This window comes from Paludibacter jiangxiensis (assembly GCF_001618385.1).
In the GTDB taxonomy this organism is placed as follows: Bacteria; Bacteroidota; Bacteroidia; order Bacteroidales; family Paludibacteraceae; genus Microbacter; species Microbacter jiangxiensis.
In genome coordinates this window covers 132466-150178 of sequence record NZ_BDCR01000004.1, presented here as the reverse complement: position 1 = coordinate 150178, position 17713 = coordinate 132466, and the positions used below count along the sequence as shown (strand labels likewise).

Genomic DNA, 17713 nt, shown 5'->3' with positions numbered 1-17713 from the left:
ATGCAAATCAAACCACTGAAAAACACATTTTTAATTACTGTTCTACTAATTATTCCGGGGATATTTTCCGGTTGTTCAAAAGAAATTAGCGCCAGTCCAACGGAGCCGATATTGGAAGGTGAAATGCCGGTCACAATTAATACCAGCACACAGTTTCAAACGATAAGAGGTTTTGGAGGTGCTGCCATTCATAACTGGATTGCGGATCTCACCAGCACACAAATGACCAAAGCCTTTTCTACTACTGACGGCATTGGTTTAAGTGTTATGCGTGTACGCATTCCCAGCAGTAGTGACCAGTTTAGCGGAGAAGTGTCTCAAATCAATGCCGCCAAACAGTTTGGAGTCTCAATTATAGCCACAGCATGGTCAGCTCCCGCATCTATGAAAACCAGTAATAACGTAATTGGTGGTAAATTAAAAAAAGATTCATATTCCGCTTATGCTGCCTATTTACGAAGTTACAATACTGCTGTAGGCGGTGTCACTTCTATAAGTCCATGGAATGAACCCAATTATGTTGTGTCTTACGAAGGCATGAACAACAATGCGGCCGAAATAGGAAATTTTCTTTCTTTATATGCCGATTCTTGCGGCACGAAAGTGGTTGCTCCCGAAACATTCAATATGAGTAAGTCGATTAACGACTCTGTGCTGGCTATTGCGGGAGCAAAACTCACTACTATTTGTGGCCATATTTATGGAACAACTCCGTACAAATATTCTGTGGGGAAAGAAATATGGATGACAGAACATTATACCACCTCCACAGACTCGGGCAATGTTTGGAGTGGGGCTATTAATGTGGCAAAAGAGCTTCACAGCTGTATGACATCAGGTTACAGCATGTATGTATGGTGGTATATCCGAAGGTTTTACGGGCTGATAGATGAAAACAGCAACATTACAAAGCGGGGTTATGCCATGGCACACTTTGCAAGGTGGATACGTCCCGGTTATTATCGGGTATCCTGTACCGAAACTCCTCAAGATGGCGTATACTGCACTGCATTTTCAAACGGATCCAAACTAATAATTGTCGCTATTAATCAGAATGATTACGCGATTAATTACACTTTCAATTATTCCGGATTAAGTACACAAGGTTTCACGTGCTATAGCACAACAAAAACGGCCAGCCTGACTTCCAAAAATGCGGCCACATCAGGGAATGCTGTAATATTTCCGCTCCCGGCATCAAGCATAACAACATTGGTTTCCAATTAATTTTTCACAGACAAGCTCCAGATTAGATTTCAAAACTGATCTTCAAAATGAAACAATTTAAGATTATACCTCTATTATGTGTACTTGTCTGCTCAAACAGTTCACTGGTTTCTTCTGCGAGCGAAACGAAGACGGCCTCCCGCCAACGAATTTCAATCAACGACGGATGGCATTTCTTCAAATACGAATCCGGAGCAAAATCTGACAAGCTGATATACGATGTTAGGCCGGAAGTAACCGACAACAACGACAGTAAAGCTGCCGATTCACAACCGACAGAAGCCATCAAAACAGAATCAGCACAAAACGTTCTAAAATCGTGGATTTTACCAACCGGAAATCCATTTATCAAAGATCCCACAAAGCGCTACACCCATTCTGCCGGCAATCCCGGTGGCGATTTTCCTTTTGTACAAAGCAACTTTGACGACAAAGCATGGGAAACCGTCAACCTCCCTCACGACTGGGCAATCAAAGGCCCGTTTCAGACAGGATCAAATCCTCAAGTAGGTGGCGGAATGGGACGCCTGCCTGTAAACGGAGTGGCTTGGTACCGAAAAAAGATAGATATTTCTGCAGCTGATGCTGGTAAATCTATCTTTTTGGATATAGACGGAGCCATGTCGTATGCCATTGTGTGGTGCAATGGCAAGCTGGTAGGCGGATGGCCTTATGGTTACAATTCCTGGAGAGTTGACCTGACTCCTTATGTTTTACCGGGAAAAACAAATCAGTTAGCCATCCGGGTAGACAATCCGAATTACTCGGCACGCTGGTATCCCGGAGCAGGTCTCTATCGTAATGTTTGGCTTGTAAAAACTAATCCTGTGCATGTAAGTCAATACGGTACTTATATCACAACAAAGTACGTGACAACTTCCTCCGCCACTATCAATCTTGAAACATCAGTTGAAAACAAATCGAATAAATCTGCTAATATTGATGTAATTACACAATTTTACTCTATTGACGACAACGGAAAGAAATCAACGCAAGCAGTTGCCTCTTTGATTCTTTCTCAGACCAAAATTGCAGCCGGAGAATCGGACAAACTAGAGAATTCTGTGATTATCGACAATCCGAAATTATGGGGACCTTCTCCTACACAAAAGCCAAATCTCTACGTAGCTGTAACCACTTTATTATCGAACAAGAAAGTTATTGACACATACGAAACACGCTTCGGAATACGAAACATTGAGTACAACCCAGACAAAGGACTTTTGGTAAACGGCGAACACGTGTTAATCAAAGGTGTTAATCAGCATCACGATTTAGGCGCATTAGGATCGGCTTTCAATACACGAGCTGCCGAACGGCAACTCGAAATACTGAGAGAGATGGGCTGCAATGCCATTCGTTTTTCGCATAATCCACCTGCGCCCGAACTACTTGAATTAACAGACAAAATGGGATTTCTGGTAATCGACGAAATATTCGACTCCTGGGAACGCAAAAAAACTCCACACGACTTTCACCTTATCTTTCCTGATTGGGCAGAACAGGATGTCCGGGCATTCGTTCGCCGCGACAGAAATTGTCCTTCAATTATTATGTGGAGTTTTGGCAACGAAGTCGGAGAGCAATATACCGGAGAAGAAGGGGCACAAATTGCCGCACGTTTGCGCAGTTATATCAAAGAAGAAGACCCTACGCGTCCCACAACCGGAGCAATGAACTATGCAAAACCCGATATGCCATTACCCGCCGTCCTGGATGTCATAGGATTGAATTATCAGGGAGAAGGAATCCGGCAGGATCCTGTATTTGAAGGCACCGACCGTATCCGGACTGCTCCGCAATATGATCCTTATCACCTGAAGTTTCCGGATAAAATGATTTTAAGTACAGAAACAGCTTCGGCCGCGAGTAGCCGCGGGGTGTATCTCTTTCCGGTAAGTCCTAAAACGAGTGCCCCGATACGGGATGGAGAAGGCGGCGATTCGAAAATTTGTCAGGTAAGTTCTTACGAACTTCATGCTGTGGATTTTGGCTCTTCTGCCGATAAAGTATTCAATGCCCTCGATCATCACCCTTTCGTTGCAGGTGAATTTGTATGGAACGGCTTCGACTACCTCGGAGAACCCACACCCTATTACGAAGCTCGCAGCTCTTATACCGGTATTATTGATTTAGCCGGATTCAAAAAAGAGCGCTTTTATCTATATCAGGCACACTGGAGACCAGAATTACCTATGGCTCATATTCTCCCTCACTGGAACTGGCCTGACAGGATGGGACAAATTACTCCTGTTCACGTATTTACTTCGGGCGATGAAGCGGAACTGTTTCTCAACGGTACATCTCTCGGAAGAAAAGTAAAAGGAGTATATGAATATCGTCTGCGCTGGGATAGTGTGAGATACGAACCCGGCGAACTGAAAGTGATTGTCTACAAGAATGGAAACAAATGGGAAGAAGAAACAGTAAAAACAACAGCCTCACCATCGCAGCTTACCATTGAAACTGACAGGAGTGAAATTCAGGCTGATGGTAAAGATCTTTCCTTTATAACCGTAAAAATAGCCGACCGGAATGGACTTATAGTGCCTGTCGCTAACAATCAGATTGAATTTAGCATTGATGGTCCGGGAGAGATTTTAGCGACTGACAACGGCGATCCCACCAATATGATTCCGTTTCCATCACAAACAAAAGACGCATTCAATGGGCTTTGTCTGGTAATAGTCCGATCCAAAGCCGGTGCAAAAGGCAACATTACCCTCAAAGCAAAATCAGCTGGGCTAACATCAGCTCATCTTACCATCTCCAGTAAGTAAATTTCATTTTGCTGGTTCATTCTGATGCTTAATACATCCAGTTTTATCACACAACACGTTCCGTAGAGCTAGCTTCACGGTGTCTTCTTTCGCAATCCCAAGGCTTTTCATTTGTAAATATATGCAAACAAAGGCATTCTAATCCCCTTTTGCCAAATGTTAAAATGAAATATTGAGCTAAATCAATGACAAATTGATTGTTACGAATAGGCCGTGTTTCTTAATTGATATAACACATTCAGCTAAAATGTATCGAAAACAACAACAAATGACTCATATTTAAAACCAATGTAACGAAATTGCCAGAAGATGTTGCCATAGTTTCAACGTTTTTTTAATTCCAGAGTAGTTTTGCATAGTCAAAATTGTGTGTTCTTAGCTTTAGTTTAGATAAACGTGCTTTACATACAAACAATCCAATCAATTCTTTAATTCTTTTAATCATGAAACAAACTTCTAGTTGTCTCAGAGCACCCGGGATTTTATTCCTGCTGCTTTTGTTTTCAATCTCAGTGTTTGGGCAGACGATAACGGTCAAAGGGACTGTTAAGGATGCTTCAAGTGCTACTCTTCCGGGAGTCAATGTCAGAATTCAGGGTTCATCCACAGGAACCATTACTGATGTTGACGGTAAGTTCTCTATCCAGGTTCCTTCTAATGCTAAATTGGAATTCTCTTTCGTTGGATACACATCTCAGTTAATTAGTGTAAGCGGAAAAACGACAATAAATGTTACGTTGTCGGAAGATACGAAAGCTTTGAGTGAAGTAGTTGTAGTCGGTTACGGTACTCAACGCAAAGAAGCCGTTACAGGATCTGTAGCTTCTGTAAATGGCGACCAGTTACGCGATGTTCCTGCCGCAAACATATCACGAGCTTTGCAAGGTCGTGTTGCTGGGGTGGAAATGTCACAAACTGATTCAAAACCAGGATCCGGTATGCAGATTCGTATTCGTGGTACCCGCTCTTTGAATGCCACTAACGACCCTCTCGTTGTTCTTGACGGAATTCCTTTCTCCGGCTCAATCGGAGATATCGATCCTAATATCATCAAGAGTGTTGATATTTTGAAAGATGCATCAGCTACTGCCATCTATGGTTCGCGTGGTGCTAATGGAGTTATCCTGGTTACAACAATCAAAGGATCAAAAGGTCAAAGTGCACAATTAAGCTATAATGGATACTTTGGTGTGAAATCGGCAATTAAATTTCCGATGATGAATGGTGCAGAATTTGCAGCGATGAGAAAAATGACCACCTATGCAAACACCTTGGATGAATCGAACGATGTAAATACTGACTGGCAGGATTTGCTCTACAGAACAGGTGTTGTTCAAAATCACAACCTGAATCTTTCGGGTGGAACAGAAAAAGGTAATTATAATTTTGGAGCTTCTTATTTCCGCGACCAAGCTGTAATTCCATTACAGTACTATACCCGTTATGCAATTCACTCATCTCTTGATCAGGAAGTGGGTAAATTTATTAAAGTAGGATTCACTTCAAACAACATTTACTCTGAAAACCACGGTAATAACCTTGGCCCGGGTAGTGCGTTAAATGCTTCTCCAATAGCAAATCCTTACAACGCAGACGGTACATGGAAAACCAGAATTCAACAACAAACTTCTGGTGCTCAATGGGTTTATACAAGAAACTCTCTTGAATCACTTGGTGATCAATACATTGATTTAACCAGAGGATTCAGTTCTTACAATTCAGCTTATGGTGAAGTTAAAATTCCGGGTGTTGAAGGCTTAAAAGCACGTGTAAACCTTGGAGCTGATTACATTCAAAGCAATTATGGAAACTATACAGGAGTAGGAGTTTTCAGTGGCAGTGTCACGAACCCTTCAACCGCCTCTATTAGCAATTCACACAGACTGAAATGGACTGTTGAAAATCTTCTTACGTATGACAGAACCTTTAACAAATTGCACAGAGTAAATGCTGTTGCGATGTACTCTGCAGAGCAAGCTACTTATTGGTCTTCCAATGCCTCTGCAAAGAATATTCCTTCGGATGCATTCCAGTTCTACAACTTGGGTCAATCCAATAGTGCTGACATTACGGTTAACCCGAATTATCAAAATTACAACAAAAGCGGTTTAACATCTGCAATGGGTCGTGTAATGTATTCTTATAACGATCGTTATATGTTGAGCGCAACAGTTCGTACAGACGGTTCTTCCCGATTGGCTCCAGGACATCAATGGCACACATACCCTGCCGTATCTGCAGGATGGAATATTAAAGACGAATCGTTCATGCAACCCTTGACTTTCATTGATCGTTTGAAATTGCGTGCCGGTTATGGTGAAACATCAAACCAGTCAGTTGATCCCTATAAAACCTTAGGATTGTTATCTACAAGTCCTTACAATTTCGGTGATAATACATATGCAACAGGTTATTATGTTTCTCAATTACCAAATCCTAAATTAGGATGGGAATTTTCTAAAACATGGAATGTTGGTGTTGACTTTACTTTGTTGAAAAGTCGTTTGACAGGTACAATTGAATACTATATTCAAAATACCGATAACGTATTATTAAGTGTAAGCTTACCTCGTACTTCGGGCGCAAACAGCTACATGGCAAATATCGGAGCTACCCAAAACAAAGGTCTCGAAGTATCTCTGAACGGTGTTGTATTGGATAACGTAAACGGATGGACATGGGAAGTTGGCTTAAATGTTTATACAAACAAAAACAAGTTGACGAAACTGGCTTCTGGTGCTAGTCAGGACTTAGGTAATGGCTGGTTTGTAGGACACTCGATAAATGTAATTTACGATTATAAGAAAATCGGACTCTGGAATACAACTGATGCTGATTATAAATATCTGCAAACATTGCAACCTGGTGGTAATGCGGGTATGATCAAAGTATTATACACCGGCGGTTACAATGCTGATGGCACACCCAAAAGACAAATCGGACCGGACGACCGTCAGATCCTGAATTGTGATCCTGACTTCCAGGGTGGTTTTAACACAAGAGTTTCTTACAAAAATTTCGATTTGTCAATGGTAGGTTCTTTTGTAAGCGGAGGTATTTTGAACAGTACTCTTTACGGAGGTTCTGGCTATCTTAACAACATGAACACAAGAGCTGGAAACAATGTAAAAGTAGATTATTGGACTCCAACTAATACAGGAGCAAAATATCCTAAACCAGCAGGTTTACAAAGTGGTGACAACCCATATTATGCTAGTACTCTGGGGTATTTCAGTGCCTCTTATCTGAAAGTACGTACTATTTCATTGGGGTATAATTTCAATCAAAAATGGTTGCAATACGCAGGTATCTCCAAAATGCGCATATATGCAACTGTAGAAAACCCATTCGTATTGTTCTCTCCTTATCATAACGAATCAGGCATGGATCCAGAGCCAAACTCTTACGGAGATCAGAATGTGGCTGTTGCCGGTTCTCATCGGATGCTGATCGTAGGTACTAATACTCCTTCTACTCACAATTACTTAATAGGATTAAACGTAACCTTCTAAAAACAAAATCATGAAAAGAATTCATATAAAAACATGCGTAGGAGCAGCGCTCTTGTCCTTATTCCTTGTGGGATGCTCCGACTTATTAAAAGAAACACCCCGCAGTAGTTTTACTCCGGAGTATTTCAAAACTCAGGCTGGTGTAATGGGTGGTGTGACGTATATGTATTCGCATTTGCGTAGTATGTACGGACAAGGTTATTATTATAACTCTTGCGAAACCGGAACCGACGAAGCAACCTGGGGACAAAGTGCTGATGGCAACTTCAAAAACTTCGACCTCTCGGGCGTAGGATCAATGACATCTGATAACTACCCGATGGACATATTGTGGGGATCTGCTTTCCCAAACATTAATACTGCAAATGGTGTAATTGAGTATGGTACGGCATCTGGAGTATCTGATGCTTTAATTTCTGAAGCCAGATTTTTCCGTGCTTTTGATTATTTCCTGTTAGTGCAAACTTTTGGTGGCGTTCCTTTAGATCTGGGTGCGGGAGAATTGAAATTCAACACATCGACATCTCGTACATCTAAACGTAATACTGTACCTGAAGTTTATACTAAAGCAATTTTTCCTGACCTTTTGTTAGCAGTTAAAAATTTGCCTGATGCAAGTCGTGTAACAGGTAGTGTAACGAAAACAACGGCCCGTCTTTATTTGGCTAAGGCTTATCTGACATACGGCTGGTGGCTTCAGAATCCGAAAAACATTCCTACTTACCCAACTTGTAATCGTACCGATCCTGATGGACATGATGCTGCTTGGTATTTCCAAAAAGCTTATGACTACGCAGTAGAAGGAATTCAAAATGCAGGAGGAAACTTTGCTTTGCAATCAACATTCTATGATGTGAATGTGGCAACAAATGACAGAAACAAAGAAATTTTATTGTACGCTGACCATACCCAAACCAGTGAATTGTACAATGGTGCAAGTCTGACTTATGGTAGCGGTGGTGCTCCCGACAACTTTGCTGGCTGGATGCAGACTTGGAATTATACTGCTATAACAAGCTCTAAAACAGATTGGAGTTCGGCTTCTCTTGTTTCGTCTGTTCAACGTGAAGCTGCTCAGGCTTTAGGTCGCCCATGGGTACGTATGGCTCCTCCGATTGGGGTGGTTACAAATACCTTTGCGGACAAAACAAATGACTCTCGTTATGATGGAACTTTTGTTACTGTTTATCGTGGCAACTGGGCTAAAGGTGGTGTAACTAACGCAACTTTATACAATGCAAATGGAATGCAGATTTCAAATGGAGATGCTGTCCTTTCTTTCTTAGGTTCAGAACCTACACAAACAATTGACTATTCTAACTCTGTTTATAAAAGCAGCGTTGGTGCCGGTGTATTACCTGGTCGTGCTGACTTTGTTTTACCTCCGAGCGGAATCAGCAGACGTGTATATCCTGGCCTCTGGAAACTCGGTCCTTATCGTACCGACAATGCCGGTGGACTTGGCTCACCTAATGCAGGTAGCACACGTCCATTCAACATTGCAAAATTCTCTGAATTTTTCTTTATTGCTGCCGAAGCTGCTGTTAAAGGTGCTACAACTAAAGCTGTAACCGGAACATATGCTAATGATGGATCTGCTTATGGAATGATTAACATTCTTCGTGCACGTGCAGGAAAATGGAAATTCAGCAATGCAAACAATGCAACTTTAGTTGCTGATAACAGTGCTGCAATGGTAGCTGCAACACCTACTACCATTACAATTGATTACATTTTGGCTGAACGTTCTCGTGAATATTATGGCGAAGGTTATCGCTGGTTTGACTTGGTTCGCACACAAACATGGGCTGATTATGCTAAAACATATCAGATCTGCGGAATCAATTACGGAGACCACACACCTGTAACTTATACCCGTACAATTCCAGATAACTACTATCTGCGTCCTATTCCTCAGGGTCAGCTTGATGGAATGGAAATGACTGCTGACGAGAAAAAAGCATATCAAAATCCGGCTTACCAATAATTTGTACCGGATTCCTTAACAAGAAGACTCTTTCCTTTATGGAGAGAGTCTTCTTTTCTAACCTTCACGAATTTCTCTACGTGCAATTCAAATGCTCTTTTTTACTTTTTGTTAATCTTATCTGAGTCTGCATACCATTAAACTCTATAATTAAGATTTCTAAAATGATAATGTAACTGCATATTGCAGCAAAGAGACTCCTGTGTAAAAGGCTGGAGTTTGATAACGGCTGCAAAACATGTCTTGATTGCTATTGACAAACACACTTACAAAAACATTGTCAATTCAAACTGTAAGTGGTCAGCTTTTCTGACCCGTTAAAAGCAGGAGATCCCTACTCTATATAGTAAGGAAAAAACTCCATCAAAATTAAAATATTATGTTCGGCAACGTCCGGATTTATTACGGACAATCGAACAAGGAACTACTCACTCTGTGGGAGAATCCTATCTACCAATCTGAAATTGAAAGTTCACCCAACAACAATATATGCTGTTTTCTGTCCTTCTAAAATATAATTTCAAACAAGAGCTATGTTATTTACGATGGCAAACAGCAAATCCTAAATCAATATAAAATATCTCTGCAGTTACTTACTGTTTTACAAGAGACTTAAATCAAAGATATCGTTTGCTGATAAACATTGAGGCAAATCAAAATATTTTTCTCAGAAAAAAAATCAAATCTATGCGTTACTTAGTCGATCATCTATATACTGCCGATCCTTCGGCTCACGTATTTAACGGAAAAATTTATATCTATCCCTCTCACGACGTTGAATCGGGTATTCCTGAAAACGACAATGGCGATCATTTCGACATGCGCGATTATCACGTATTCTCTATGGACTCTATCGACGGAGAAGTGACCGACCATGGTGTTGTTTTGGATGTAAAAGACATCCCCTGGTCAGGACGCCAGCTTTGGGCTCCGGATGCCGCCTGCAAAAATGGGAAGTACTATCTCTATTTTCCCTTGAAGGACAAAAATGACATTTTCCGTATCGGCGTAGCAGTAAGCGATAAACCCGAAGGTCCTTTTGTTCCGCAAAGCGATCCGATTAAAGGCAGTTTCTCTATAGACCCGGCTGTTTTGCAAGATAATGACAATGATTATTACATCTATTTTGGTGGATTATGGGGAGGACAACTACAACGCTACCGCAACAACAAGGCCATTGAAAATCCGGCATTACCGAGCGATGATGAATCTGCTTTATTTGCCCGTGTTGCCAAACTGAGCGACAACATGCTGGAGTTTGCAGAAGAACCGCGCGATGTAGTCATTCTGGATGAAAACGGAGAGCCCCTGAAAGCCGGAGATAACAGCCGTCGCTATTTCGAAGGTCCCTGGATGCACAAGTACAACGGCAAATATTATTTCTCCTACTCTACCGGTGATACACATTTGCTGTGTTATGCCATAGGAGATAATCCTTACGGTCCGTTTACCTACAAAGGAGTTATACTCACTCCGGTTGTTGGATGGACAACTCACCATTCGATAGTTGAATTTCAGGGAAAATGGTACCTGTTCCACCACGACAGTGTGCCTTCCGGAGGCAAGACATGGTTGCGAAGTATTAAGGTAACCGAACTGGAATACAATGCTGACGGTACCATTAAAACAATAGAAGGACAATAATTATAGCTCACAAATATGCCAATAAAATCTGCAATGACAGATTGTATTTTGGAACTTGAAACTTTGAAATAGAAACTTTTTACATGATCCGATATTTATCTATATTATTTCTTTTTACCGTATCCATTTTATTTGCACAAGCAGAAGACGGTAGCAAACTTTGGCTTCGTTTCGGACAGGCCAAAGCATCGCCTATACGTTTTACCGGAATCAATGCAGACAAAACACTCTTTGCTGTAAAAGAATTTCAGAAAGCATGGAAAGAAATTTACGGCAAAGAACTATCCATCAACAACTCAGGGAAACAAACACTGATTATCGGCACTTCCCGAAGCAAAGCTCTGCTACCATTTGCTTTGAGCAAAAATCTGGAACAACTGGGTAACGAAGGATTTATAATAAAAACTTTCGATCTCCGTGGCAAACAACAGACTGTTATAACTGCAAAAAGCGAAGCGGGTTTGCTTTACGGTGTTTATCATTTGCTGCGACTTATCCAAACCAACGAGTTACCGGACAATCTGGATATCATCGAAAATCCGTCATATGCTGTCCGTATTCTGAACCACTGGGATAATCTGGATGGCAGTATTGAACGTGGATATGCCGGTCATTCTATCTGGAAATGGGAAGATATGCCAAAGAAAATCTCGCCCCGATATACCGAATATGCCCGGGCAAATGCTTCTATTGGAATCAACGGTAGTGTACTGGATAATGTCAATGCCTCGCCAAATATCCTTCGCAACGACTATCTTGAAAAGGTAAAGATTCTTGCCGGTATCTTCCGTCCATTCCATATCAAAGTATATCTATCTATTAATTTTTCAGCCCCTTCTGTTATTGGGGGGGTGCCCACAGCCGATCCGCTCAACCCTGCTGTTATAAAATGGTGGGACAATAAGGTAAATGAGATTTACCGGCTAATTCCTGACTTCGGAGGCTTCCTGGTAAAAGCCAACTCCGAAGGGCTCCCCGGACCTCAGGATTTTGGGCGCACACATGCTGACGGTGCCAATATGCTGGCTGATGCGTTGAAACCTCACGGCGGAATTGTGATGTGGAGAGCTTTTGTATACAGTCCTGATAATGACGACCGTGCCAAACAAGCTTATAACGAATTTGTGCCACTTGATGGGAAATTCCGTGACAATGTGATTGTTCAGGTTAAAAACGGACCCATAGACTTTCAGCCCCGTGAGCCATTCAGCCCACTTTTCGGAGGTTTGAAACTGACAAAAATAATGCCCGAGTTTCAGATTACGCAGGAATATCTGGGACAGTCGAACCACATGGTATATCAGGCTCCTCTCTGGAAAGAATGTCTTGATAGCGACACCTATTGCCAGGGAAAAGGATCAACGGTTGCCCGCATTACGGATGGTACGCTCTATAAAAGAGAGCTATCGGCAATTGCAGGCGTTGCCAATATAGGAGAAGACACCAACTGGTGCGGTCACCATTTCGCGCAGGCAAACTGGTATGCTTTCGGACGACTGGCGTGGAATCATAACCTTACGTCGGAACAAATTGCCGGAGAATGGTTAAAAATGACCTTCAACAAGGATAGTGGCTTTGTCAGAGACGCAAAGAATATGATGATTGCATCCCGCGAAGCAGTAGTGAATTACATGATGCCATTAGGTCTGCACCATCTTTTTGCATGGGAACATCACTACGGTCCAGAACCCTGGTGCGACTTTCCAAATGCCCGCCCCGACTGGTTACCGAAATATTATCATCAGGCAAACGAAGACGGACTAGGATTCGACCGTTCGTCTCGTGGTACCAATTATGTGGAGCAGTATTGTTCTCCCCTTCGTGAAATGTTCGACAAACCCGAAACCTGCCCCGAAAAATATCTTCTTTGGTTCCATCATGTTCCATGGAACTACAAAATGAAAGACGGGAAGACACTCTGGGATGAACTGTGTTATCTATATGATTCGGGAGTGAAAGATGTCAGAACATTCGAAGCTACCTGGAACAATCTGAAGACTTACGTTGACAAAGAACGTTTTGAGGCTGTCAAAGCCAAACTGGCCATTCAGGAGAAAGATGCCATTTGGTGGAAAGATGCCTGCTTGTTATACTTTCAGGAATTCTCAAAACAACCGATACCTCCATACATCGAAGCTCCGGTTCACAAGCTCGATGACCTGAAAAAAATCAAGCTAAATATGGCCAGCCATAATTAAAATACACAATATTCACCTCTCAGAACTGTGGGAGGTGAATATTTTGTTTTTAATCCTCCCATATACAACAAAATCTGTGTAATTTTACACAGATTTTGTCAACCACCTACTTATGAAAAGCAGCATACTCATTTTTCCATTGATCATAATCAGTGTATTGTTCTTTTTGCCATTTTCTCAAATACAAGCGCAAATATCCCGTTTATACACTTCTTCCAATTCTGGTCTGCCTAACAGTCAGATAAACCAGATCTATCAGGACAAAAAAGGGTTTGTATGGATCGCCACGGAAGACGGATTGAGCTATTTCGATGGGATGAAGTTCTCTATTTTTCTTCACAAATCGGGTGACCCCAAGTCCATCAAAAGCAATTATGTTCAAACTCTTTTTGAGGACGACTGTAACAACTTTTGGATAGGAACTGTAAGCGGATTACAGTTATACCACAGAAATTTCAATAGCTTCCAAAATTTCCCTCTCTATGAGGCGAAAACAAATATTTTGCTAAAGCCACACATCACGGCTATCCTAAACAGCGACAAAGACAATATTGTGGTTTGCACGGCAGGACACAGTTTTTATCGTATCAACAAGCATACCCTCAAAGTAACTCAAATAGAGAACACTATCAAAAACCAACCAAGTTCATTTATTCGATCTGCTTTTCAGGATTCTCATAACAACATGTGGATCGGCACAGAAACCGAAGGATGCATTTTGTACCGTACTCAAAAAGGCAGATACGTTCCCGTTAAACAATGGTTGAAAGGGAAATATATTACCTCTATTGCAGAAGATAAATCAACTGGCAAAATACTACTTGGCTGCTATAACAGAGGCATGTTTGTATACGATGAGACCACCGGCAATGTGAGAGAAGCCACAACTCCGGATGCCCGCAATTGTGCGGTACGATCAATGCTATACGATTCTAAAGGACGCATTTGGGTGGGAACCAACGATAGGGGCTTAATGCTTTTTGACGCTAAAAACGAACGTTTTGAAACTGTTCCCCGCGAAAACAACGACCGTTCCAACAGCACCTGGCATGTGAGCGCACTAATGGAAGACAACCAGGGGAATATCTGGGCCGGTTTATACCAGAAAGGAATTTATTTCATTCCCAACTTCGTAAATAAATTTGAATATTATGGATTCAGCTCGCAAACACAAGAGGAAAACAGCAACTGTGTCCATTCCATATTGATAGATAAAGATGGAGGCATGTGGGTCGGAACCGATGGAAGTGGTTTGTTTTATAAAGCAAAAGGTCAAAGCAATACTATTAATTTCACCAAATCCAATTCGTCGCTTCCTGACAATTCCATTACTTCATTATATCAGGATAAAAAAGGAACCATTTGGATTGGCACCAGTCTTAACGGGTTATGCATATGCAACGGAGGCCGGAGTATACAACGTTATCCGAAGCAAAATCAGATTGGAAGTAACAAAATCATGTGTCTGTATGGAGATGCTTCAGGGAATATCTGGGTAGGCACATACGACGGAGGCTTAAACCGAATAGATGCGGCAACCGGTGCTATTTCACTATATAAAAACACAATAGGAAACAGTACTCAAACGGAACTGAGCAACAACTGGATCAACACCATGACATCGGACCGGAATGGCAATCTCATTGTTGGAACGCTCAAAGGTTTGAACGTGATTGATAAATCAGGAAGGCTACACTATTACAACGATATAAAGGGACTTCCCGACAACATAAAAATTTACTCGCTTTGCGAAGATTCCAACGGTTTGTTATGGATTGGATCCAATAGCAGCCTGCTTTCCTTTGACCGCAAATCGGGTCGTGTGCAAACCTATACCATGGCCAACGGACTACCCAATAACTTCATCAATGCTATTGTGGAAGATAGCAATAAAAACCTTTGGATAACCACCAATCACGGTCTTGCAAAGTTCTCGCTACAAAACAAAACATTCATCAAGTTTTACTCTTACGACGGCTTACAGAGTGACGAATTCAGACGGAGAGCTTTTTTCAAAGCTGCCGACGGAAAACTTTATTTCGGTGGTATCAATGGTGTCACCGCCTTTTACCCGAAAAACATTTGCCACTCCCGCAAGGTTCCGAATGTATATATCACCAACTTCTATGTATTCAACAAATCGGTGAACGTAGGTCAGGAATCGAGCAAAATGGTTGAGTTAGACAAAGCTGTGTCGTATGCAAAAGAGATTAAACTGCGCCAAAGCGACAACGTTTTCTCAATTGAGTTTGTAGCGCTGGAATTTACCCATCCTCAAAGTATTACTTATAAATACAAAATGGAAGGGTTCGACAAAGAATGGAAAGAAACAGGAGCCGACAATCGTCTGGTTACATATACCAACCTACCCCATGGAACCTATACATTTAAGGTTCAGGCTTGCAGTTCCGATTTACAGGGCTCTTACAATGAAACCGAACTAACCATTGTCATACTGCCTCCCTGGTGGCAGTCCGTGTGGGCATACATGCTGTATTTCATCATTTTAGGTTTCATAATTTATCGAATGTACGAAAAATTGCAACAAAAAATGCGTGACAAGCAAATGCAGGTAGAACGCGAACATTCTGAACACATAAAAGAAGCCAAACTTCAATTCTTCACCAATATTTCGCACGAAATCAGGACTCCCATCACCCTCATTATGAGTCCTCTTGATAAGTTGAGAATGGAGGAAAAGGATAGTCAGAAGAAAGATCTCTATAATCTGATGTATCGTAACAGTTCTCGTATTTTACGACTAATCAACCAGTTAATGGATATGCGTAAAATAGACAACAACCAGATGCAGATGCATTTTCAGGAAACAGATATTGTCTTCTTCCTGAAAGATATCATGATGTCGTTTGACTATCTGGCAAAAAACAAACAGATTGATTTCCGGCTTGAGAGCGAATATGAACATCTGACGGCGTGGGTCGACCAAAGTAATTTTGATAAGATCATTTTCAATGTTTTATCGAATGCCTTTAAGTTTACGCCCGAAGGAGGAAAAATCACTGTTAACCTCATGACCGGAGAGGACCGGAATGCTACCAACGAATTACAGTATTATTTCGAAATCAAGATTCACGATTCGGGCCCCGGCATTAAGCAGGAAGCTATTAACAAAATATACGACCGCTTTTATCAGGCCAACAGTCAGGCTGAATATCTCGGATCCGGAATTGGTCTTCACCTTACCAAACAGCTGGTAGATTTGCATCACGGTACAATTTCGGCTCAAAACGAAGAAGTTGGATGTTCGTTTATCATCCGGATACCTCTCACGTACGATCATCTCACGGAAGCAGAACTCCAGACCAGCAGACAAGGGGATATGTATCCGCAACCGGCTAAAATGTCGCGCAATGAAGAGAACTTCACTATTCTGGAAGGTGCAGAAGACACCGAAACACAGAAGAAGATTAAAAGTAAGCCGACGGTTGTGATTGTGGATGACGACAAGGACATACTTTCCTATCTGCGGATTGAACTGTCGGATCAATACAATGTGGAAAGTTTCGACAGCAGTAAAGCCGCCTGGAACGCTATTACCAGTATTTTACCCGACGTGGTGATCAGCGACATTGTGATGCCGGAAATGGATGGTAACGAGTTGTGCCGCAAGATAAAGAGCAATACCAACACCAACCATATTCCTATTATCATGCTGTCGTCCAGAACCAAAGACGAGAACATTATCGAAGGATTGGACAGTGGCGCAGATACTTATCTTACCAAGCCGTTCAATATCGACATTTTGAAACGGAACATAGCTCAATTGATCGGAGCACGGCAAACTATTAAAAAGAAGTACAGTCAGCCCATTGACTACGACTATGAACACCTGAAAATAAACTCAGCAGACAAACGACTACTCGAAAAAACGATCGAGGTGATACGGAAGAATATCGAAGATTCTGATTTCAGTGTGGAAAAGCTGAGCGAAGAGGTTGGTTTGAGCCGCGTACACCTGAACCGGAAACTAAAGGAACTGATAAACACTTCGCCCAGCGAAATGATACGTTCCATCCGTTTGAAACAGGCCGCCTTCCTGTTGCTCAACAACGAGGTGAATATTTCGGAAGTGGCTTATAAAGTAGGATTTTCAAGTCACTCCTACTTCACCAATAGCTTCCATGACTTCTTCGGCATGAAACCCTCGGAGTTCATTGAGAAATACAAGAACGACCCGAATAACCCAATTTTGAAGGACATTATCGGATAACTATCCGGTTCGCCGTAACATAAAAACAGAATAGAGGCTAGGCCTACGTCGAACCCCAAAGTAAGGTGTACGGACTTGCAATAAGACAAAAGAGCGATGGCATAATAAGCTGTCGCTTTTTTGTTTAAAAGAAA

At 41.7% G+C, this 17713-nt stretch carries 7 protein-coding genes; all 7 read left to right on the top strand.

The genetic code is table 11. The features are described from left to right. Positions 1-1227 carry a glycoside hydrolase gene (locus tag PJIAN_RS10805; protein ID WP_068704936.1) on the top strand — a complete coding sequence of 409 codons (1227 nt, stop codon included), beginning with the start codon at positions 1-3 and terminating at the stop codon, positions 1225-1227. Between the two features lie 47 nt (positions 1228-1274). Beyond that, positions 1275-4007: a beta-galactosidase GalB gene (gene galB, locus PJIAN_RS10800; RefSeq protein WP_068704934.1), complete on the top strand. Its 2733-nt coding sequence runs from the start codon at positions 1275-1277 to the stop codon at positions 4005-4007. A 443-nt stretch (positions 4008-4450) separates the two neighbouring features. Further along, positions 4451-7519, top strand: coding sequence for a SusC/RagA family TonB-linked outer membrane protein (locus PJIAN_RS10795; RefSeq protein WP_068704932.1), 3069 nt, complete (start codon positions 4451-4453; stop codon positions 7517-7519). Positions 7520-7529: 10 nt separating this feature from the next. Then, positions 7530-9506 carry a RagB/SusD family nutrient uptake outer membrane protein gene (locus PJIAN_RS10790; RefSeq protein ID WP_068704930.1) on the top strand — a complete coding sequence of 659 codons (1977 nt, stop codon included), beginning with the start codon at positions 7530-7532 and terminating at the stop codon, positions 9504-9506. A 687-nt stretch (positions 9507-10193) separates the two neighbouring features. Beyond that, positions 10194-11150 (top strand): glycoside hydrolase family 43 protein, encoded by a 957-nt coding sequence (locus PJIAN_RS10785; protein ID WP_101750758.1) that lies wholly within the window; start codon positions 10194-10196, stop codon positions 11148-11150. Positions 11151-11233: 83 nt separating this feature from the next. Further along, positions 11234-13348 (top strand): alpha-glucuronidase family glycosyl hydrolase, encoded by a 2115-nt coding sequence (locus PJIAN_RS10780; RefSeq protein ID WP_068704928.1) that lies wholly within the window; start codon positions 11234-11236, stop codon positions 13346-13348. A gap of 112 nt (positions 13349-13460) precedes the next feature. After that, positions 13461-17579, top strand: coding sequence for a hybrid sensor histidine kinase/response regulator transcription factor (locus PJIAN_RS10775; RefSeq protein WP_068704926.1), 4119 nt, complete (start codon positions 13461-13463; stop codon positions 17577-17579). Positions 17580-17713: the final 134 nt, after the last annotated feature.

What these genes read in the sequence shown, in the direction of transcription:
- PJIAN_RS10805 (WP_068704936.1), top strand. Translation starts at nt 1, where the DNA reads ATGCAAATCAAACCACTGAAAAACACATTTTTAATTACTGTTCTACTA.
- galB (WP_068704934.1), top strand. Translation starts at nt 1,275, where the DNA reads ATGAAACAATTTAAGATTATACCTCTATTATGTGTACTTGTCTGCTCA.
- PJIAN_RS10795 (WP_068704932.1), top strand. Translation starts at nt 4,451, where the DNA reads ATGAAACAAACTTCTAGTTGTCTCAGAGCACCCGGGATTTTATTCCTG.
- PJIAN_RS10790 (WP_068704930.1), top strand. Translation starts at nt 7,530, where the DNA reads ATGAAAAGAATTCATATAAAAACATGCGTAGGAGCAGCGCTCTTGTCC.
- PJIAN_RS10785 (WP_101750758.1), top strand. Translation starts at nt 10,194, where the DNA reads ATGCGTTACTTAGTCGATCATCTATATACTGCCGATCCTTCGGCTCAC.
- PJIAN_RS10780 (WP_068704928.1), top strand. Translation starts at nt 11,234, where the DNA reads ATGATCCGATATTTATCTATATTATTTCTTTTTACCGTATCCATTTTA.
- PJIAN_RS10775 (WP_068704926.1), top strand. Translation starts at nt 13,461, where the DNA reads ATGAAAAGCAGCATACTCATTTTTCCATTGATCATAATCAGTGTATTG.